Annotated in this window: 19 protein-coding genes; 3 read left to right on the forward strand and 16 right to left on the reverse strand. The window is 52.3% G+C overall.

Annotated features, from left to right (window positions below; translation table 11 throughout):
- Positions 1–51: 51 nt before the first annotated feature.
- From gntU to WBL83_RS20225, 5 genes are all read right to left on the reverse strand, one after another.
- Positions 52–1,392, reverse strand: coding sequence for a gluconate transporter (gene gntU / locus WBL83_RS20205; protein WP_424590802.1), 1,341 nt, complete (start codon positions 1,390–1,392; stop codon positions 52–54).
- A complete protein-coding gene (gene gntK, locus WBL83_RS20210) occupies positions 1,392–1,922 on the reverse strand; it encodes a gluconokinase (RefSeq protein WP_424590803.1) in 531 nt (176 codons plus the stop codon). Before gntK ends, gntU begins: the two co-directional genes overlap by 1 nt.
- 383 nt (positions 1,923–2,305) lie before the next feature.
- Positions 2,306–3,301: a gluconate operon transcriptional repressor GntR gene (gene gntR, locus WBL83_RS20215; RefSeq protein WP_424590804.1), complete on the reverse strand. Its 996-nt coding sequence runs from the start codon at positions 3,299–3,301 to the stop codon at positions 2,306–2,308.
- A 104-nt stretch (positions 3,302–3,405) separates the two neighbouring features.
- Entirely contained in the window at positions 3,406–4,101 is a 696-nt protein-coding gene (locus WBL83_RS20220; protein ID WP_424590805.1) for a pirin family protein, read from the reverse strand.
- A 123-nt stretch (positions 4,102–4,224) separates the two neighbouring features.
- Positions 4,225–5,262, reverse strand: a complete 1,038-nt coding sequence (locus WBL83_RS20225) for an oxidoreductase (RefSeq protein ID WP_424590806.1) — start codon at positions 5,260–5,262, stop codon at positions 4,225–4,227.
- A 509-nt stretch (positions 5,263–5,771) separates the two neighbouring features.
- Here WBL83_RS20225 and yhhY point away from each other — a divergent pair.
- A complete protein-coding gene (gene yhhY / locus WBL83_RS20230) occupies positions 5,772–6,269 on the forward strand; it encodes an N-acetyltransferase (RefSeq protein ID WP_424590807.1) in 498 nt (165 codons plus the stop codon).
- Between the two features lie 94 nt (positions 6,270–6,363).
- On the opposite strand, the gene ggt is transcribed toward yhhY, so the two are convergent.
- Positions 6,364–8,130, reverse strand: a complete 1,767-nt coding sequence (ggt, locus tag WBL83_RS20235) for a gamma-glutamyltransferase (RefSeq protein WP_424590808.1) — start codon at positions 8,128–8,130, stop codon at positions 6,364–6,366.
- Between the two features lie 146 nt (positions 8,131–8,276).
- Here ggt and WBL83_RS20240 point away from each other — a divergent pair, with 146 nt between their 5' ends.
- Positions 8,277–8,666 (forward strand): DUF2756 family protein, encoded by a 390-nt coding sequence (locus WBL83_RS20240; RefSeq protein ID WP_424590809.1) that lies wholly within the window; start codon positions 8,277–8,279, stop codon positions 8,664–8,666.
- A gap of 83 nt (positions 8,667–8,749) precedes the next feature.
- Here the strand turns inward: WBL83_RS20240 and ugpQ are convergent, their stop codons facing one another.
- The 10 genes from ugpQ to livK all read right to left on the reverse strand — a co-directional run bounded on the left by ugpQ (position 8,750) and on the right by livK (position 18,924).
- The gene (gene ugpQ, locus WBL83_RS20245) at positions 8,750–9,490 is read right to left on the reverse strand and encodes a glycerophosphodiester phosphodiesterase (protein WP_424590810.1); all 741 of its coding nucleotides are present in this window, start codon (positions 9,488–9,490) and stop codon (positions 8,750–8,752) included.
- Positions 9,487–10,572, reverse strand: coding sequence for a sn-glycerol-3-phosphate import ATP-binding protein UgpC (locus tag WBL83_RS20250; RefSeq protein WP_424590811.1), 1,086 nt, complete (start codon positions 10,570–10,572; stop codon positions 9,487–9,489). Before WBL83_RS20250 ends, ugpQ begins: the two co-directional genes overlap by 4 nt.
- A gap of 4 nt (positions 10,573–10,576) precedes the next feature.
- The gene (ugpE, locus tag WBL83_RS20255) at positions 10,577–11,422 is read right to left on the reverse strand and encodes a sn-glycerol-3-phosphate ABC transporter permease UgpE (protein ID WP_424590812.1); all 846 of its coding nucleotides are present in this window, start codon (positions 11,420–11,422) and stop codon (positions 10,577–10,579) included.
- Positions 11,419–12,306 carry a sn-glycerol-3-phosphate ABC transporter permease UgpA gene (gene ugpA / locus WBL83_RS20260; RefSeq protein WP_424590813.1) on the reverse strand — a complete coding sequence of 296 codons (888 nt, stop codon included), beginning with the start codon at positions 12,304–12,306 and terminating at the stop codon, positions 11,419–11,421. The genes ugpE and ugpA overlap by 4 nt, the downstream gene beginning before the upstream one ends.
- Before the next feature lie 212 nt (positions 12,307–12,518).
- Positions 12,519–13,838 (reverse strand): sn-glycerol-3-phosphate ABC transporter substrate-binding protein UgpB, encoded by a 1,320-nt coding sequence (gene ugpB / locus WBL83_RS20265; protein ID WP_424590814.1) that lies wholly within the window; start codon positions 13,836–13,838, stop codon positions 12,519–12,521.
- Between the two features lie 195 nt (positions 13,839–14,033).
- Positions 14,034–14,747 carry a high-affinity branched-chain amino acid ABC transporter ATP-binding protein LivF gene (gene livF / locus WBL83_RS20270; protein ID WP_424590815.1) on the reverse strand — a complete coding sequence of 238 codons (714 nt, stop codon included), beginning with the start codon at positions 14,745–14,747 and terminating at the stop codon, positions 14,034–14,036.
- A gap of 17 nt (positions 14,748–14,764) precedes the next feature.
- Entirely contained in the window at positions 14,765–15,532 is a 768-nt protein-coding gene (gene livG, locus WBL83_RS20275; RefSeq protein ID WP_424590816.1) for a high-affinity branched-chain amino acid ABC transporter ATP-binding protein LivG, read from the reverse strand.
- Positions 15,529–16,815: a high-affinity branched-chain amino acid ABC transporter permease LivM gene (locus tag WBL83_RS20280; RefSeq protein WP_424590817.1), complete on the reverse strand. Its 1,287-nt coding sequence runs from the start codon at positions 16,813–16,815 to the stop codon at positions 15,529–15,531. Before WBL83_RS20280 ends, livG begins: the two co-directional genes overlap by 4 nt.
- Positions 16,812–17,738, reverse strand: coding sequence for a high-affinity branched-chain amino acid ABC transporter permease LivH (gene livH, locus WBL83_RS20285; protein ID WP_424590818.1), 927 nt, complete (start codon positions 17,736–17,738; stop codon positions 16,812–16,814). Before livH ends, WBL83_RS20280 begins: the two co-directional genes overlap by 4 nt.
- A 73-nt stretch (positions 17,739–17,811) precedes the next feature.
- Positions 17,812–18,924, reverse strand: coding sequence for a high-affinity branched-chain amino acid ABC transporter substrate-binding protein LivK (gene livK / locus WBL83_RS20290; protein WP_424590819.1), 1,113 nt, complete (start codon positions 18,922–18,924; stop codon positions 17,812–17,814).
- Positions 18,925–19,343: 419 nt separating this feature from the next.
- Here livK and panM point away from each other — a divergent pair, with 419 nt between their 5' ends.
- On the forward strand, positions 19,344–19,724 hold the full coding sequence (gene panM / locus WBL83_RS20295; RefSeq protein WP_424590820.1) for an aspartate 1-decarboxylase autocleavage activator PanM: 381 nt from the start codon (positions 19,344–19,346) through the stop codon (positions 19,722–19,724).
- Positions 19,725–19,776: the final 52 nt, after the last annotated feature.

Raw genomic sequence — 19,776 nt, forward strand, 5'->3', positions numbered from 1 at the left:
TCATTACGCAGCCGTAGGGTGGATAAGCGCAGCGTCATCCACCATTCAATCTCAGGACAACAGCGAGAAGGCAATCATCCCGACAATCGCACCGGTGGTGCCCAGGATGGTTTCCATCATGGTCCAGGTTTTCAGGGTTTGCGCTTCTGTGGCACCGGTAAATTTACCGAATAACCAGAAACCCGCATCGTTAACGTGACTCACAACGATAGAACCGCCTGCGATACAAATAGACAATGCTGCCATTTGTGCACCACTGTAATTAAGCTGTTCGATAACCGGCATCACCAGGCCAACTGCGGTCAAACACGCCACGGTTGCAGAACCCTGGATAATACGCACCGCTGCCGCCAGCACGAAGCAGGTCACCGCAATCGGCAAGCCCAGGCCTGTCAGCGCTTCGCCCAGTGCCGGGCCAACACCTGAATCCACCAGCACTTGTTTGAACACGCCACCCGCACCGATAACCAGCAGGATGATGCCCGCTGGTTGCAGCGCGTGGCCACAGATTTCCATCACCTTCTCTTTCGCCATACCCTGACGATACGCCAGACCGTAAATTGCCACCAGGCAGGCAACCAGAATCGCGGTGAACGGGTGGCCGATAAATTCAAGCCATTCATACAATGTGGAACCTTGCTCAACGAAACGCGCGGCGATGGTTTTCATTCCCACCAACACCAGCGGCAGCAGGATCAGCGAAAGGCTGAAACCGAACGATGGCAGCTTACCTTCGCCCAGATGCGGCTCGGTGATGTCGTCAGGAATATGCAGCTCGACGTATTTGCTGATGAAGTTACCAAACAGCGGCCCGGCAATAATCATGCTCGGAATGGCAGCGCACAGGCCCAACAGGATCATCCAGCCAAAATCGGCATGCATCTGGGAGGCCAGCAACATCGGCGCAGGCCCTGGCAGCAGAAATGCCGCAGCGGCTGCGACGCCCGCAAACAGAGGAATAACCAGTTTAACGAGGTTAGTGCCGGTATGGCGCGCCATAGAAAAGGCCACACTGATCAGCAGCACAATGGCGACTTCGAAGAACAGCGGCAGCGCGCAAATCAGACCTGCCAGGCCAATCGCATAATGCGCGCGGCTGTGACCAAAAGACTTCAGCATTTTGACCGCAATCTGGTCTACCGCGCCGGTTTCATGAAGGATCTTGCCAAACATCGCCCCGAGCGCGACCACGATAGCCAGAAAGCCGAGCGTGCCGCCCATCCCTTTTTCCATGGTTGCCGCGATTTTATCTAGCGGCATGCCGGAAAATATCCCTGCACCAATGGAAACTACCATCAAAGCCACGAAAGCGTGCATACGCGCCTTCATCACTAAAAATAACAACAGTAAAACTGACCCAACAGCAGTTAAAACAAGCGTTAATGTACTCACTACACTCGGCCTTTATTAATCACATCAATAGTGCTGGCCACCACGCCTTCAAGCGTCTGGTCGATATCCACTACGACAACATCCGGTTCGTCTGACTGAGGTTCTTGCAACGTTTCGAACTGCGTCACCAGCATCTGCGTTTTAAAGAAGTGGCCTTTACGCGCTTTCAGACGGTTTTCAATCACCTCGAAATCGCCTTTCATGTAGATGAAAGAGAGATTCGGATTACCCTCGCGTAATTGGTCGCGATAGACTTTTTTCAGGGCGGAGCAAACAATCAGGGAGACTTTGTTGGTGCGCTGCATAGCGAAAGCCGCATCGTTTAAGGCTTGCAGCCACGGCTTGCGATCTTCATCGTTGAGTGGCTCACCGGAGGCCATTTTCATGATGTTGCAACGGGGGTGCAGGAAATCGCCGTCAAGAAATGCCGCGTTGAGTTGGTGTGCAACTTCGCTTGCGACAGCAGATTTACCGCTGCCAGAGACGCCCATCAGGACGTAGATGTGGTGGTCATGGTTGGTAGTACTCATAGCGAAGCTCCGACTGTTATACCCTTCATACTTCAAGCTGCATCTTTGTTGGCTGCATTCACTGGTCCGAATCACTTAGTTACTAAGCTCATCGGAACTCCTTCACTTGCCGCCGCGATGCAACTCGAATTATTTTGGGAATATTGAAATTGTTACGGGTAACTGTTATCGGTAACATTGTCTAAGCTGACTGCGCAATAAGCAATAACCATTAGCTTGCAAAGCGTATAACTGTGAACTAAATCAAAAAAACACTGCCATTCCCCCTAAATAAATCGAGGTGCAGGAAGGCAGCAAGACCGTAAGTCCCCTGGAACATAGATGACTATGTGACTGGGCCGAATATTGCCAACGCACCTGCACCTTGAAGAATGACGGGGGAATTAAATTGAGCCGCCCGGTGACAACGTAAAGCCTAAATCTAACCTCTGCGGCGTGACGGTTTCGCCGCGAATTCTCGCCAGCAATCGTTCAGCACCAATACGCCCCATACGCTCACGCGGCGTTAATACGCTGGCAAGGCGGGGCTCCATAACCTGGCCAATGTCGTGACCATGGAAACCGGCAATCGCCATATCCTGCGGAATACTCAGCCCCTGGCGTTGGCATTCAAATGCCGCGCCGATGGCTAAGTCATCGTTTGTACAGAAGATACTGTCGAGCTGCGGATATTCACGACGCGCCTGGCGGAACAGTTCGATACCGGTGGAATAAGACGAAGATTGTTCAACCATCACGCTGTACGGCACCAGACCCGCGTCAAGCATCGCTTGCTCGTAGCCTTTTTTCTTAATCACGGTACGCTCATCCAGACGAGCCCCAAGATAAGCCACGTGGCGGTGCCCGCGAGCAATAATCGCGGCAGTCATCTGGCGCGCGGCTTCGAAGTTGTCGAACCCTACGGCGATATCGAGACAAGGAGAAATGCTGTCCATCAGTTCCACGACGGGAATACCTGCCACCTCAATCATTTTCAACGTGCGCGGGGTATGGGTACGTTCAGTGAGGATCAGACCGTCGATATTCCAGGAAAGCATTGATTCCAGACGCTCTTCTTCTAACTCCGGTTTATAACCGTAGTGAGCGAGCATGGTCTGGTAGCCGTAAGCATCAATCACGTTTTCAATGCCACGCAGCACTTCCGCGAAAACCTGGTTGGTTAGCGAAGGCAGTAACACGCCGATGGCGCGACTTGTTGAGTTGGAAAGAATGTCTGGAGCACGGTTGGGGATATAGCCAAGTTCATCAAGGGCTGCGGCAATTTTTACCTGTAACGCGGCTGAAACCTGATCAGGGTTACGTAAAAAACGACTGACCGTCATTTTGGTTATGCCAACGCGGTCTGCAACGTCCTGTAATACCGGTCTTTTCTTTTTCATTGTCTGGCTGTGTGAGTTGACTATCGACAACGAAGTTTAGCACGGACAAAGCACAACCTTCCCCTGTTTCAAGGAAGGTTGTGACCGGTAACTATCGGTATTTATCAGACGGGTGGCAAATCAAACAGCAAAATCTCGCTCGCTTCGTTGGCATGAATCGAAATCGCTTGTTCATCCCATACGGCGATGGCATCGCTGGTTTTAGCCTGAGTGCCATTAATCGACACATCGCCCTTCACAACCTGTACCCAAATGCGGCGATCTGCCGGAATTTGATAGACAGATTGCTCATCTTTGGCCAACGCCCAGCGCGACAGTTCCATATCCTGATTCACCTTCAACGAACCGTCACGTGCATCCGGTGACAGTACCAGCTGGCGACCTTGTGGCGCATCAAAACGGCGCTGATCGTAACGCGGCGTGATGCCAGTTTTTTCTGGAATGATCCAGATTTGGTACAGGCGCAGACGCTCGGTTTTGCTTGGGTTGTACTCGGAGTGAGTAATCCCGGTACCGGCACTCATAATCTGGAATTCACCCGCCGGAACTTTCTCTTCGTTACCCATGCTATCGCGGTGTGCTACGGCACCTTCGAGCACGTAAGTGAGGATTTCCATGTCTTTATGCGGATGGGTACCAAAACCTTCACCGGCGTCCACCACATCTTCGTTAATCACACGTAATGCCGAGAAACCCATGAAATTGGCATCGTAATAGTTGGCAAATGAGAAGGTATGCCAGCTGTCCAACCAACCATGATTCGCGTGACCACGTTCTTCGGCTTTTCTTAAAAAGATCATTTTGTTTCTCCGCAATTCGTTTGATGGGCTAAGTGTGGACCTGAATCGGAAATGATCATAGAGGGTGAAAATTGACGCCTCTGTTCAAAAAATGTGAACGAGTCTGAGGCGTCAATTTTAAGGTCAGGCGAGAGTGATTGTTGAAGGCGAAGCCTGCTCGAAGCCGCGTTCGAGGATCTCAAGATTGGTCAGTGCTTCAATTTCTCTGACGTAATTGGGCTTGCCGTTGAGAATGGTTTCATACAGCGCATCGTACACGCGCCCGTAGTCGCCCATTTCTGGTTTCAGCTCTTCTCGCACGGTTTCACCCGCATCGTTGACGTACTCAAGCTGGCCAACGCTGTTGTCAGCCGCAAAGCCTGGTTCGCCCGGCATGATATATGCCTTGAGGCTGGTTTCTTGCTGGTCGATTCCGTATTTAATAAACGAGCCTTTGGTGCCGTGAACCTGGAATTTCGGGTAATCGATTTTCACCAGATGGCTGGTTTTCACGATGGCTTTCATGTCGCCATAGAAAAGCTGCGCTTCAAAGGTATCGTCTGGATTGGCTTTATTGCGCACGCTACGAATATCGTAGGCGACGTGATCCGGGCGGCCAAATAACGAGATGATTTGGTCCATGGTATGGACGCCGAGGCCGTAGAATGCGCCATCTGCCGGTAATCCGGGTTTGGTTTCGGCAACCGGGCGATACATATCAAAGTGGCTTTCTATTTCGACAATTTCACCCAACTTGCCGCTTTCGATGGCTTTTTTCATTGTCAGGAAGCAGGAGTCAAAACGGCGATTCTGATATGGCGTAACGGTCAGCCCTTTCGATTTCGCCAGTTCAAACAGTTGTTTTGCTTCGGCAAGCGTCGGGGTAAACGGTTTTTCCACCAGCACATTTTTACCCGCTTCCAGCGCCCGTTTCGCATAATCAAAGTGGCTGTCGGCATGCGTACACACCACCACCAGTTTTACCTGCGGGTCGTTCAGAATGTCGTCCAGCACGCTGGTGAAATGAATATGGCTGTATTGCGGCTGCTGCTCGATTTCGGGCTTTTCATTGCGGCGGAAGATATGGGCAACGTGGAATTTATCTTTGCGAACCAGAACGTAAGGGAGGTGGTAGCGGGTGGTGCTTTTGCCAAAACCTATAAAAGCGCAGTGTAGGGTCATTGCTTTGTCCTTTTGACTTTGAATTGCAATTACCCTACTTCATTCTTTGGTTTTTTGGCACCGTGATTTTGCGGCGGATGACGCTGCGCTTATCCGCCCTACAAACAAGTTTGCCCGAATGAGTTGGCGTTGTAGCAAGGCGGCAAGGGAACGACAAAATCTCCGTAAGGAGTTTTGAACGCTGCTTGCAGCGGCCCCAAAGGGGGAATAATCCCGATGAGCTTATTTATGGAAGTGATTCGGGTGAGAGCGCGCAGCCAACACAGCTACAGCTTCAAATAAGAAGGGCAAAAAAAAAGCCAGCAGAGCTGGCTAAAGTAATACTGGAAGCAATGTGAGCAATGTCGTGCTTTCAGGTTATCTCCGTAGGGGTCTCCCCTGAACGCATGGCAATAATAATCATTATCATTCGCACTTGTCTACTTTTTTTTAGAAAAAGTTAGCAGTTGACGAAAACTAAAAAGTCAATAATGTTGAAAGGGTTACCTAACCATTTGAGGAGAAAAGGAATGAGCGAGATAGTGATACGTCATGCTGAAATCGGTGATGCGGAAGCTCTGCATCAACTTTACTCTCAACCGACGCCGCAACGCGACACGCTACATATTCCTCATTCTCCGCAAGCCCAGTGGCTAGAACGTTTGAAGGAACCAAAACCAGGCAGCCGTAATCTGGTCGCCTGTATTGATAGAAAAGTTGTTGGTCAACTGACGCTTGCAGTAGAACCATCACCGCGCCGCAGCCACGTCGCAAACTTCGGCATAGGCGTGGACAGCAATTTTCATGGCAGAGGTGTGGCCAGCGCGTTGATGGCAGCGATGACCGACCTGTGTGATAACTGGCTGCGCGTCGAGCGTATCGAGTTGACGGTGTTTGTCGATAACCAACCGGCAATCGCGGTGTACCGCAAATTCGGTTTTGAGATTGAAGGCACCGGCAAGAACTACGCGCTGCGTGACGGGCAGTATGTGGATGCGTATTTTATGGCGCGATGTAAGTGTGAGTAATTTAATGGCGGATGGCGCTTGCGCTTATCCGCCCTACAGTCACTCTACGGCTTTCTCCCTCTCCTTTGGGAGAGGGCTGGGATGAGGGGGAAACTCAATACCCCGCAGTTAAATCGTCCACAGAACGCGGGTCAGATGCACCGTACAACATGCCATCTGGCCCAACCATAATACTCTGCGTACTCCCCATCGCTTCTTTCACCTGCACATTTTGCCCTTTGTCTTTCAGCAGTTTGATAGTGTCCGGGCTAAAACCTTTCTCCACTCGCAATTCATCTGGTAGCCATTGATGATGGAAACGCGGTGCGTTAGTCGCTTCGGCGACGTTCATCCCATAATCGATGGTGTTCATCACCATTTGCAGCACCGTGGTGATGATACGGCTACCACCAGGGCTGCCGGTTACCAGCCAGGTTTTCCCGTCTTTTACTACGATGGTTGGTGACATCGACGACAGCGGGCGTTTATGCGGCCCGACGGCATTGGCATCGCCCCCCACCAGCCCGTATACATTCGGCACGCCAGGTTTAGCGGAGAAATCATCCATTTGATTGTTCATCAGGATGCCGGTATTTCCCGCCACGATGCCCGTCCCGAACACGGTATTCAGAGTGTAAGTCACCGCCACGGCATTACCGTCTTTATCCACGACCGAGAAATGCGTGGTCTGGTTGCTTTCATACGGCGCGAGCTTGCCGGGCTTAATTTCACTCGATGGACGCGCTTTGTTGATGTCTATCTGCTCGGCCAGCGATTTGGCGTAGGCTTTGTTGGTCAGCGCCTGCCACGGCACTTTGACAAAGTCAGGATCGCCGAGATATTCCGAACGATCGGCATAAGCATATTTTTCAGCTTCTGCCGTTAACTGCATGGCATCGGCGCTACCAAAACCGTATTTGGCGAGGTCGAAGTTTTCCAGAATATTGAGGATTTCCACAATGTGGATGCCGCCTGAAGACGGTGGTGGCATGGAGAAAATCTCGTAACCCCGGTAATCACCGCTAATTGGCGTACGCTCAACCGCTTTGTAATTTGCCAGATCGACTTTGCTAATCAGGCCGCCATTTTTTGCCATTTCTTCAGCAATCTGGTCCGCAATCGCCCCTTTATAGAAAGCATCCGGGCCATTTTCGGCAATCATTTCAAGGCTTTTGGCGAGGTTGGTCTGCACTAGTTTGTCGCCCTTTTGCAGCGGTTCACCGTCAGCTTTCCAGAAAATCGCTTTGCTGTTTGCATGATTTGGCAGAACTTCTGCGCCGTAAACCTTCAGGTCTTCAGCCAGCGCATCGTTCACGGTAAAACCCTCCTGCGCGAGCTTGATCGCAGGTTGGATAACTTTGTTCAGCGGGAGCGTGCCGTATTTCTCCAGCGCCATGGAGAAGCCCGCCACGGTGCCCGGTGTACCGGACGCAAGATGAGAGGTCAGGGATTTTTTACTGTCCGCGTTGCCCTCAGCATCCAGGAACATATCGCGGGAAGCTTTTTCGGGTGCCATTTCGCGGAAATCAATGGCGGTGGTTTTACCGTCTTTGGTACGCAACATCATGAAACCACCGCCGCCGATATTACCCGCCTGCGGATGCGTTACCGCCAGCGCGAAACCGACCGCAACGGCGGCATCCACCGCGTTACCGCCCTGTTTCAGAATATCGACACCCACTTGCGTGGCCAGCGAATCTTGCGAGGCCACCATACCGTTTTGCGCTTGTACAGGATGATAGACATCCGCTTCAACACCGTAGGATACGGGTGCAGCAACCGGAGGCGGTGCGGCACTAACAGAGAGGCACAGTCCTATCGTGAGCGCAGGAATGGTCATCCAGCGCAGAATTCCAGTATGAATAGTATTCCACTGCTTCATCGTTATTTTCTCCATATTTGTTACCCGTTGATTCGAAAGGATGACGAGTCAATCCCCCATTCAGCCTGGTCCATAATTCTTAAATAATCTTCGTAACTATGGATAACGAGTAAACTTAATAGGTCCCCCTAATGGAGGAAGTGACGATGAAAAAAATATTAGTTCTGGCGGCGTTGCTGCCATTTACCTGTTTGGCACAGCCGATTAATACTCTGAATAATCCAAATCAACCGGATTACCAGATCCCAAGTCAGCAACGGATGCAGCAGCAAATGCAAACACAGCAGACTCAGCAAAAAGGGATGTTGAATCAGCAGTTACAAACGCAAACCCGCGTGCAACAACAGCATTTGGAATCGCAGATCAATAACAATTCGCAGACGTTGCCTAATAACAACGGTGGGATGTTAAGTGGCGCTGGAAACAGCGGTCAGGAACACATGCTTCAACCGACTACCAACGGCAGCATGTTGAAGCAAGGGACTCACTCGGCACCGCTACAGCCAAGTATTCCGCTGAAAACGATTGGACCGTAAGGAAGAGGGTGGATGACGCTTTCGCTTATCCACCCAATAACGTAAGTCGGATAAGCTTGCGCCATCCGACATTGGCCAGGCATTTAGCCCGTAAAGTCCGGGCCAATTTGGTCGATACGGTCAGTACAAATAGTATCTACTCCCCAGCGCAGCAGCGTTGCTGCTCGTTGGGGAATATTCACCGTATAAACCAGAATATGTAATCCCGCCGCTTTGAGCTCCTGCACGCGCGTTTCATCCAGCAATTTATGATTCAAATGAATGGAAACACAGCCTAGTAGCGTCGTCAGCTCACGCCAGTCATCACGCCAGTCATCGAGCAATAACCCACGCGGTAATTCAGGAACGGCGAGCTGTGCCGCTTCCAGCGCTTCAATAGAAAACGAAGATAACAACGGTGCCGTTTGCCCCTGCCACAACTCTTTTGCTGCCAGGGCTATCACTTTTCCGCTGTGCGCATCAGTGCCGGTCGTCGGTTTGATTTCAATGTTGGCCATCATCGCGTGTTGCTTACAACGCGCCGCGACTTGCGACAGTAGCGGTAATTGCTCGCCTTTAAACTCACCGCTAAACCAGCTGCCGGCATCGACATTGAGCAGTTTATCCCATGGTAAATCCCCCGCTATCCCCCAGCCGTTACTGGTGCGTTCCAGCGTGTCATCGTGCAGCAGGAAGATTTGCCCATCTTGTGAAAGCTTGGCGTCGAACTCAATCATGGTGTGGCCGTAACGCGCACCAACATCAATCGCCGCCAGCGTGTTTTCCGGTGCCAGTTTGCCACCGCCGCGATGTGCAGCGATTTTTGGGTAAGGCCAGTGACTCATAAACGTTGTCCATTTTCTTTATCAAAGCTGTCATTGTTAAAATAATGCAGATGATTTTCAGGCAGATGCAGCCACAACGTGCTGCCAGGCTGGGGACGTTCCTGGTGGGACAGACGCACCACCATTTTTTGCTCGCCCCAGCGCCCATGCACCAGATTATCTGCGCCCAGCATCTCCAGCGTGTCGACCCTGAATGGCACTCCGCCTGCGGTTTGTGAGCTTAGCGCAATATGTTCCGGGCGGATACCCAGCGTCACCGCACGTCCTTGCCATGAACGTTGCGCATTTCCCAGTGGCAACGCCATCCCGCCGGCCAGCTCAAAACGCGTGCCGTCGGCGCTGATATTCCCTTCCAGCAAGTTCATGGCTGGCGAGCCGATAAAACTCGCCACAAAGCGGCTTGCCGGGCGTTCGTAAACCTCAACTGGCGTCCCGATTTGTTCGGCGACGCCTTTGTTCATTACCATCACGCGCTGCGCCAGCGTCATCGCTTCGACCTGATCGTGGGTGACGTACAAACTGGTGGTTTTCAGGCGGCGATGTAACTGCTGGAGTTCCAGACGCATTTGCACCCGCAGTTTGGCATCAAGATTCGACAACGGCTCATCGAACAAGAATACCGCCGGATCGCGCACGATGGCACGCCCCATGGCTACGCGCTGACGCTGGCCGCCAGAAAGTTCACGTGGGCGACGCTTGAGCAAGCCATCAAGCTCAAGAATACGTGCCGCCTCCACCACTTTCTGTTGAATATGCGCTTTGCCCATACCGCGGATTTTCAGGCCCCACGCCATGTTTTCTTCCACACTCATATGCGGATAAAGCGCGTAGTTCTGGAACACCATCGCGATGCCGCGCTCTTTCGGCTCCATTTCAGTGACACGCTGGCGATCAATCCAGATATCGCCACTGGTGACGCGTTCAAGCCCGGCAACCATCCGCAGCAGCGTAGATTTCCCGCAGCCTGACGGACCCACCATCACGATAAATTCACCGTCTGCCACATCCAGCGTCAGTGGCTGAATCACCTGAGTGTTGTTGTCCCAGGTTTTTGATACTGCCTGTAATTTTAATCCTGCCATGGGGTTATTTCTCACTGTCTACCAGACCACGCACAAACGCACGTTGCATGGCTAAAACGATAATGACCGGCGGGATCAGCGTGAGCAGCATCGCCGCCATCACTTGATTCCACTGGGTAGTGCCTTCGCCTGAAGACATCATGCCTTTGATACCTGCTACGGCGGTGCCGAGGTTGACGTCGCTGATAATCAGCAGCGGCCACAGATACTGGTTCCAGCCGTAGATAAAGGTGATGACGAACAACGCCGCCAGATTGGTTTTTGAAAGCGGCAGCACAATGTCGCGGAAGAAACGCATTGGCGATGCGCCGTCGATACGCGCCGCTTCCATTAATTCATCGGGCAATGTCATAAAGAACTGGCGGAACAAGAAGGTCGCGGTTGCCGACGCCATTAACGGCAGCGTCAGGCCGGTATAGCTATCGAGCATTTTGAGACTGGCGATCACTTCAACCGTCGGGAAAATTCGCACCTCAACCGGTAGCATCAGGGTGATAAAAATCATCCAGAAGAACAGGTTACGGAACGGGAAACGGAACCAGACAATCGCAAAGGCTGACAGCATGGAAACCGTGATTTTGCCGATGGTAATGACCATTGCCATCACAAAACTATTGAGCAACATCAGGCCAAACGGCGCGCTGTTCGCCCCCACGCCATGCACCCAAATCCAGGCCATGTTTTCCAGTAAATGGGAGCCCGGGATCAGCGTCATTGGCGTCTGAAAGACGGCTTCGTTATCCAGCGTCGCCGCGACAAACGCGACATACAGCGGGAACAAAATCACGATGATCCCCAGAATCAGCATGGTGTGGCTGAAGATTGTCAGCCCACGGCGGTTCTCAATCATTGGTAGCGCACCTTACGTTCCACGAAACGGAACTGAATAACCGTCAGGATGATGACCAGGAACATCAGCACCACGGATTGTGCTGCCGATGTCGAGAGGTCGAGTCCGGCAAAACCTTCGCGATAAATTTTGTAGATAAGCGTGGTGGTCGCCTGTACCGGGCCACCGCCAGTTGCGGCGTCGATAACCGGAAACGTATCGAAAAACGCGTATACCAGATTGACCACCAGCAGGAAGAAACTCACCGGTGCGATCAACGGCAGCGAAAGTTTAAAGAAACGGCGCACCGGCCCGGCGCCATCAATAGATGCGGCTTCGATTAACGAGCGCGGGATGGACTGAAGAGCGGCAAAGAAAAACAGGAAGTTATAGCTGATTTGCTTCCATACCGAGGCGAACACCACCAGGAACATCGCCTGACCACTGTTTTGCGCATGGTTCCAGTGATAACCAAACTCTTCCAGTACGTGGGTTATCAGCCCGCGCCCCGGGTTAAACAGGAAAATCCACAGCACGGCGGCAATCGCCGGCGCCACCGCATAAGGCAGCAGCATTAAGGTTTGATAAATACGGCTGCCGCGCACGACATAATCAGTGAGAGCGGCGAAAAAGAGCGACACCAGCAGGCCGCTACCCGCCACTAATCCACTGAAAATTAAGGTGGTGTAGAAAGAGTCGAGATAGTAGCTGTCGTGGAAAAGCTGTTTGAAATTTTCCAGCCCGACAAACGTGCTCGAAAGACCAAACGGATCGACATTTTGCAGTGAATACCACAACGCTTCTCCGGCAGGCCAGATGAAAAAGATAATGGTGATAATCAGTTGCGGCAGCACTAGCGCATAAGGAAGCCAGCCGGAACGAAATACCGGACGAGATGATGACATAAGACAGCTCTTGTATGTGTTATTGGGCGCCCTCACCCCGACCCTCTCCCCCAGGAGAGGGAGAAAAAAAGTTCCCCTCGCCCCCAGGAGAGGGAGCAACAAAGATCCCCTCTCCCTCAGCAGAGGGAGAAAAGAAGATCCCCTTTCCCCCAGCAGAGGGAGCAACAAAGTTCCCCTCTCCCTCAGGGAGAGGGTTAGGGTGAGGGTTGTTTTCAGGACTTAGTCGACTGCTCGAAACGGCGCAGCAATTGATTACCGCGTTCAACCGCGCTGTCTAACGCTTGTTGAGGGGTTTTCTTGCCGGTCCACACTGATTCCAGTTCTTCGTCCACGATGGTACGAATCTGCGGCATATTGCCCAGACGCAAACCTTTGGTGAATGGCAATGGTGGCTTGTTCAGCATCTGGCGCGTCGCAATGTCAGCACCTGGGTTTTTCTCGTAGAAACCTTGCTCACGCGTCAGATCGTAAGCCGCTTTGGTGATAGGCAGGTAACCGGTTTTCTGGTGCCATTCCGCTGCGATTTCTGGTTTGGCGAGGAATTGCATGAACTCAGCAACGCCTTTGTAAGTCGCGGCGTCTTTGCCCTGCATCACCCACAAACTGGCCCCACCAATGATGGCGTTTTGTGGCGCGTTCGGGATAGAGGAATCGTAAGGCATCATGCCCACGCCGTAGTTGAATTTGGCGTACTGACGGATATCAGCCAGCGAGCCAGAAGAAGCGGTGGTGATCGCACAATCCCCGTTGTAGAACTTCTCGGTGGATTCGTCTTTACGGCCAAAGTAGCTGAAATCCCCTTTCTTGTTCAGTTCCTGGAGCATGGCGATGTGTTTCACCTGCTCAGGTTTGTTGAACTCCAGCACCGCCTCAGTGCCGTCAAAGCCGTTGTTTTTCGTGGCAACCGGCAGGCCGTTCCAGGCACTGAAGTTTTCAATCTGAATCCAACCCTGCCAGCCACTGGCGTAGCCGCATTTCATGCCCGCAGCTTTCAGTTTGGCGGTGTACTCAGCCAAATCCTGCCAGGTTTTTGGTGGCTGGTCCGGATTCAGACCGGCTTTCTTAAAGGCGTCTTTGTTGTAATAGAGAACCGGCGTGGAGCTGTTAAACGGCTGGGAGAGCAAATGGCCGGTTTTTGAATCGGTGTAGTAACCGGAAACCGTCGGGACAAACTGGGATTCGTCAAACTTAATGCCTGCATCGTTAAAGACTTCATACACCGGCTTGATCGCTTTCGAAGCCATCATGGTTGCAGTACCGACTTCATACACTTGCAGAATTGCCGGGGCGTTACCCGAGCGGAAGGCCGCAATCCCTGCCGCCAGGTTTTGTTCGTAGTTGCCTTTATAAACCGGGACAATTTTGTAGTCAGGATGGGTCTGGTTAAAGCGTTGTGCTAAAGAGTCCACTTCTTTACCCAGTTCACCTTCCATCGAGTGCCAGAAAGGAATTGAGGTGGCGGCGATAGCGTTGCTACTAAGTACGCATCCAAGCGCAAGGCAAAGTGCTGTACGTCGTAATGATGCAGTCATGTCTTATCTCTCTAGTTATGAGGCATTTAAGCTGCGCGAAAGTACGCGTTTTTGTTCGCATCAAAACATGACATGCGCGTATGACAGTAAAATAACCATCAGGTGACAGGATCGTGACAGAGAGGTTAAAGAAAGTAGTAAAAGTGATGACATAAAAAAAGGAGCCCGCAGGCTCCTTCACGATTAAGCAATCAATTATCCGCCGAGATAAGCGCTACGTACCGCTTCGTTAGCCAGCAGCGCGTCGCCGGTATCTTCCAGTACGACGTGACCGTTCTCCAGCACGTAGCCCCGGTCAGCAAGCTTCAACGCCTGGTTGGCGTTCTGCTCGACGAGGAAGATAGTCATGCCTTCGCTACGCAGTTGCTCGATGGTATCGAAAATCTGCTGAATGATGATTGGCGCCAGGCCAAGCGATGGCTCGTCCAGCAACAGCAAGCGCGGCTGGCTCATCAACGCACGGCCAATCGCCAGCATCTGCTGCTCGCCACCGGACATGGTGCCCGCACGCTGAATGCGGCGCTCTTGCAGGCGGGGGAACAGTTCATAAACGCGTTGGATGCGTTCCTGATACTGGTCTCGCTCAGCGAAGAAACCGCCCATCGCCAGGTTCTCTTCCACCGTCATGCGTGAGAACACACGGCGACCTTCCGGCACAATCGCCACCGCTTCACGCATGATGCGCGCGGTGTGCCAGTCGGTGATGTCTTTGCCATCAAAAGTAATTTTGCCGCTGGAAGCGCGCGGGTCGCCGCACAACGTGCCGAGCAGCGTCGTTTTGCCCGCGCCATTCGCGCCAATCAGGGTCACAATCTCACCCTGTTTGATATGTAAACTGACTCCGTGCAGCGCCTGAATTTTTCCGTAATGGGCGCTCACCTGGTCAAATGACAACATGATATTTTCCATCTTTGCCTCGCCCATTCTTATGCTTCACCCAGATACGCGCGGATTACGTCAGGGTTATTACGGATTTGCTCCGGTGTGCCGTTCGCAAGCGGCGTCCCCTGGTTCACAACGTAGATCCGGTCAGAAATGCCCATCACCAGTTTCATATCATGCTCAATTAACAGCACGGTGGTGTTGTGGTGGTTACGTAACTCCATGATCAGCTCATCGAGTTCGTGCGTTTCTTTCGGGTTAAGGCCTGCGGCAGGTTCATCCAGCATCAGGATTTCTGGCAGCGTGACCATGCAGCGCGCAATCTCCAGACGACGCTGATCGCCATACGCAAGGTTGCTTGCCTGGCGGTTTGCCTGCTCAAGCAGACCAATACGCTCAAGCCAGGTGGCGGCGCGGTCCAGCGCTTCGCTTTGGGCACGACGGAAGCCAGGTGTTTTCAGCAAGCCTGAGAACACGCCGGTTTTCAGCTGCTGATGTTGAGCCACCAGCAGGTTTTCAATTACGGTCATTTCACGGAACAGACGCACGTGCTGGAAAGTACGCACCACGCCCATTCGCGCAATTTGCTGGCCCGGCAGACCTTCAAGATGCTGATCACGCAACATGATGGTGCCGCCTGACGGCTTATAGAAACCGGTCAGGCAGTTGAACACGGTGGTTTTACCGGCACCATTGGGGCCGATTAACGACACAATTTCTTGAGGATGCAGTTCCAGAGAAACATTGTTTACAGCGAGCAGGCCGCCGAAACGCATCATCAGACCGTTTACGGATAACAATGGCTGACTCATGCCTGCTCTCCTTTGACTTGTTCCACTTGTTCTTTCTTCAGCTTCAATTGCGGACGTGTCATCGGCAGCAAACCTTGTGGACGCCAGATCATCATCAGCACCATCAGGCCACCCAGCACCAACATGCTGTATTCGTTCAGATCACGCATCAACTCGCGGGAAACCACCAGCAGCACGGCGGCGAGGATAACGGCAAACTGCGAGCCCATCCCACCCAGAACCACGATTGCCAGCACGAATGCCGACTCAGCAAAGGTGAATGATTCCGGACTCACAAAGCCCTGACGTGCAGCAAACAGCGTACCGGCAAAACCAGCAAACGCGGCGCTGATGGTAAATGCAGTCAGCTTAATGCGCGTTGGGTTCAGACCCAGTGAACGACAGGCGATTTCATCTTCACGCAACGCTTCCCACGCACGACCCAGCGGCATACGCAGCAGGCGGTTAATCACAAACAGCGACAGCACCACCAGCAACAGGGCGACGAGGTAGAGGAAGATAATGCGATCGCCGGGGTTATAGGCGACGTTGAAGAAGTTGCTGAAGGTATCCCAGCCCCCTTCACGTGCGCTGCGGCTGAACTCCAGGCCAAACAGCGTTGGCTTTGGGATCTGGCTGATGCCGTTCGGGCCACCGGTAATTTCGGTGTTGTTGAGCAGCAGAATACGGACGATTTCACCGAAACCGAGCGTCACAATCGCCAGATAGTCACCGCGTAAACGCAGCACCGGGAAGCCCAGCAGGAAACCTGCAGCAGCCGAAACCAGGCCTGCAATCGGCAGACATGTCCAGAATCCCAGACCGTAATAGTGGTTGAGCAATGCGAAGGTGTAGGCGCCGATGGCGTAGAAGCCGCCGTAACCCAGCACCAGCAAGCCAGATAAACCGACCACCACGTTCAGACCAAGGCCGAGGATAATGTAGATCATCGTCAGTGTTGCGATGTCGACCGTACCGCGTGACACGACAAACGGCCAGGCCACAGCCAGCACCAACAACGCCAGCAAGAACAGTTTCTGTTTTGGTGTGGAGCCGTCTAACGCAGGCAGCACAAACTTCGGGCCGGAGACTTTTTTCATACCTTTCTGGAAGGCAGGGCGCAATAACTGGAAGACGAAAACAATCGCCGTACCTATCAGAACCCATTCCCAGCGCACTGATTCGGCGCTGTTTACCACAAGCTTAGTGCCGTCGAGGCTCAGCTGTACGCCCATAAAGACGCCAGCCAGAACGAAGAAGATAGCCGCCGAAAGGAGTGCTAAAACAACATGCATCGGTTTCATACTTTTTCGACCTCCGGACGGCCCAGGATACCGGTAGGCATCACCAGCAGGACGACAATCAGCAGCGCAAAGGAAACCACATCTTTGTATTCAGTACTCAGATACGCCGAGGTCAGCGCTTCCGCAACACCTAAGATCAGGCCACCAATCATCGCACCAGGAATACTGCCGATACCGCCAAGAACCGCGGCGGTGAAGGCTTTCATACCTGCCATAAAGCCGATGTACGGGTTGATAACGCCGTAGAACTGGCCGAGCAGGACGCCCGCAACCGCCGCCATTGCCGCACCAATCACAAAGGTCAGAGAGATAACGCGGTCAGTGTTAATGCCGAGCAGGCTCGCCATTTTCAAATCTTCTGCACACGCGCGGCAGGCGCGGCCCATGCGCGAGTAACGAATAAACAGCGTCAACGCCAGCATCGCCAGGAACGTCACCACCCAAATAACCAACTGCATAGTCGTGATGGTTGCGGTGAAGTTTTCGCTCGCTCCGATAACCCACTGGCCGTTAAACAGGCTTGGCAGTGCGATGTCGCGCGAACCTTCAGTGAGGCTAACGTAGTTTTGCAGGAAGATGGACATACCGATGGCAGAGATCAGTGCAATCAGACGCTTAGAATTACGAACGGGTTTATACGCGACGCGTTCGATGCTCCAGCCGTAAGCACTGGCGATGACAATTGCACCAATGAAACCGGCACCGACCAGCATCCAGCCCACATCAATGCCCAGCATCATCAGCGCTGCGATGATCATAAACGAGACGTAGCTGCCAATCATGTAGACCTCGCCGTGGGCGAAGTTGATCATGCCGATAATGCCGTAAACCATGGTGTAACCGATGGCGATCAGCGCGTAGGTGCTGCCCAGCGTGACGCCGTTAAACATCTGCTGCAGGAAGTAGAGGAACTGCTCGGACATACAATGACCTTATTTATTCCCTCTCCGACGCATAGCCGCCGGAGAGGAGGGATGACCCAGAATGACTGGCGACTTACTTCTTCGCTACGGAAGACGAACCGTCGGCATGCCACTGGAAGACACCAAATTCAAATCCCTTCAGATCGCCTTTCTCATCCCAGTTCAGCGGCCCAATCACGGTTTTCGCACCGTTTGCTTTTAAATCTTTAATTAAATCTGCAGGTTCTTCGCTACCGGTACGCTCAAGAGCGGTCGCCAGAGACTGAACGGCTGCATATGTGATCCACACGTACGGGCCGCTTGGATCTTTCTTCTGCGCTTTCAGCTCATCTACGATAGCTTTGTTGGCGACGTCCTGGTCATAGCGTTTTGGCATCGTGACTAACATGCCTTCGCCCGCGGCACCCGCGATATTAGACAAAGATGCGTTACCCACACCTTCTGGTCCCATAAACTGAGTTTTCAGGCCAACAGCACGCGCCTGACGCAGGATCTGGCCCATTTCCGGGTAATAGCCGCCGTAGTAAACGAAGTCGATATTTTCTTTTTGCAGGCGAGCCACCAGCGTGGAGAAGTCTTTGTCGCCCGCAGTGATACCGTCGAAGAAGACGATATCCGCGCCGCCTTTTTTCAGGCCGTCTTGTACAGAACGCGCCAGACCTTCACCGTATTGCTGTTTGTCATGAATGACGGCAATACGCTTCGGCTTCACGGTTTCAAGAATGTATTTAGCCGCGGTTGGACCTTGGGAAGAGTCCAGGCCTGCGGTGCGCATAATCATTTTGTAGCCGCGTTGAGTCAGCTCTGGGTTAGTCGCACCAGGGGTAATCATCAGAATGCCTTCGTCTTCGTAGATATCAGACGCAGGCTGAGTGGAAGAGGAGCACAGGTGGCCAATAACGTAACGCACACCGTCGTTCACGATTTTGTTGGCAACCGCAACGGCTTGTTTTGGATCGCACGCATCGTCGTATTCAACCGCAACCAGTTTGTCGCCTTTGATGCCGCCCTTAGCATTGATATCTTTGATCGCCTGGCGCGCACCGTTGAACTCCATGTCGCCCCACTGCGCAACCGGCCCTGACATTGCACCAACAACCGCAACTTTAATGTCTGCTGCCGTTGCCGCGTGAGACACCGCCAAAGCAACCAACCCGGCGACTAATGTCTTCGCGTTTACCTTCATTCTTTGAATCCCCATTTTTCGTGATTTTGTGGTTTTATTTTGGTTAAAAAGCATACTGTGCATTTTTCAACCTTTAACCATTTTTATGAGCGCCGTTAAGGGTTTAGCGTTAATATTTACAATATTTAAGGCTAAACTCTCTATTTTTCAGGCTATTAAGCAAAGATATTATTCTGTATTTGCTGATAGTTAAACAAAAAAAAGCAGCGTTTTCAGCATAAAATAGCGATACAAAGAGCGGAATAAAACACCAGGTTTTAGGGTTTTATACTGACCATTTTTCAATCCACCACTTATCAAACTGGCTTATGTTTGACGTAAAACTTAATCGTCTGGTATCTGGCAATTAAAAGATAAAGCGTCTGACGCAAATAAATTGGTTACACTCGGGGTTTTCCCGCTTTTTGGTTAGCTCGCTTATGAAACTCACCATCATTCGTCTGTTTGAGTGTAGTGCTCAGGATGAGATCGATCTTGCAAAGATCTGGCCGGAATATTCCAGCGCTTCGCTTACCCTTAGTGATACCCACCGGATTTACGCTGCAAAATTTAACGACCGGTTGCTGGGCGCGGTTCGCGTCACACTGGCTGATACTGAAGGCGCTTTAGATTCGCTGCGGGTGCGTGAAATTACCCGTCGTCGTGGCGTGGGGCAGTATTTAATGGAAGAGGTGATTCGCAGTAATCCTGACATCACGCGATGGTGGATGAGCGATGCAGGTGTGCAAGACCGTGATGTTATGACGGCGTTTATGCAGGCGGTTGGGTTTGAAGTTCAGAGTGGTGGCTGGAAGAAGTAATTAAACAACCCTCACCCCGACCCTCTCCCTGAGGGAGAAGGGGGTTACCGAA

This window comes from Buttiauxella sp. (assembly GCF_049686335.1).
Taxonomy (GTDB): domain Bacteria; phylum Pseudomonadota; class Gammaproteobacteria; order Enterobacterales; family Enterobacteriaceae; genus Buttiauxella.

Coding starts and splice junctions, on each gene's coding strand:
- livH (WP_424590818.1), bottom strand. CDS start 17,738: ATGTCCGAGCAGTTCCTCTACTTCCTGCAGCAGATGTTTAACGGCGTC.
- ugpA (WP_424590813.1), bottom strand. CDS start 12,306: ATGTCATCATCTCGTCCGGTATTTCGTTCCGGCTGGCTTCCTTATGCG.
- livG (WP_424590816.1), bottom strand. CDS start 15,532: ATGAGTCAGCCATTGTTATCCGTAAACGGTCTGATGATGCGTTTCGGC.
- gntR (WP_424590804.1), bottom strand. CDS start 3,301: ATGAAAAAGAAAAGACCGGTATTACAGGACGTTGCAGACCGCGTTGGC.
- yhhY (WP_424590807.1), top strand. CDS start 5,772: ATGAGCGAGATAGTGATACGTCATGCTGAAATCGGTGATGCGGAAGCT.
- ugpQ (WP_424590810.1), bottom strand. CDS start 9,490: ATGAGTCACTGGCCTTACCCAAAAATCGCTGCACATCGCGGCGGTGGC.
- livF (WP_424590815.1), bottom strand. CDS start 14,747: ATGGAAAATATCATGTTGTCATTTGACCAGGTGAGCGCCCATTACGGA.
- ugpE (WP_424590812.1), bottom strand. CDS start 11,422: ATGATTGAGAACCGCCGTGGGCTGACAATCTTCAGCCACACCATGCTG.
- WBL83_RS20250 (WP_424590811.1), bottom strand. CDS start 10,572: ATGGCAGGATTAAAATTACAGGCAGTATCAAAAACCTGGGACAACAAC.
- WBL83_RS20240 (WP_424590809.1), top strand. CDS start 8,277: ATGAAAAAAATATTAGTTCTGGCGGCGTTGCTGCCATTTACCTGTTTG.
- WBL83_RS20220 (WP_424590805.1), bottom strand. CDS start 4,101: ATGATCTTTTTAAGAAAAGCCGAAGAACGTGGTCACGCGAATCATGGT.
- WBL83_RS20280 (WP_424590817.1), bottom strand. CDS start 16,815: ATGAAACCGATGCATGTTGTTTTAGCACTCCTTTCGGCGGCTATCTTC.
- WBL83_RS20225 (WP_424590806.1), bottom strand. CDS start 5,262: ATGACCCTACACTGCGCTTTTATAGGTTTTGGCAAAAGCACCACCCGC.
- gntK (WP_424590803.1), bottom strand. CDS start 1,922: ATGAGTACTACCAACCATGACCACCACATCTACGTCCTGATGGGCGTC.
- ggt (WP_424590808.1), bottom strand. CDS start 8,130: ATGAAGCAGTGGAATACTATTCATACTGGAATTCTGCGCTGGATGACC.
- livK (WP_424590819.1), bottom strand. CDS start 18,924: ATGAAGGTAAACGCGAAGACATTAGTCGCCGGGTTGGTTGCTTTGGCG.
- ugpB (WP_424590814.1), bottom strand. CDS start 13,838: ATGACTGCATCATTACGACGTACAGCACTTTGCCTTGCGCTTGGATGC.
- panM (WP_424590820.1), top strand. CDS start 19,344: ATGAAACTCACCATCATTCGTCTGTTTGAGTGTAGTGCTCAGGATGAG.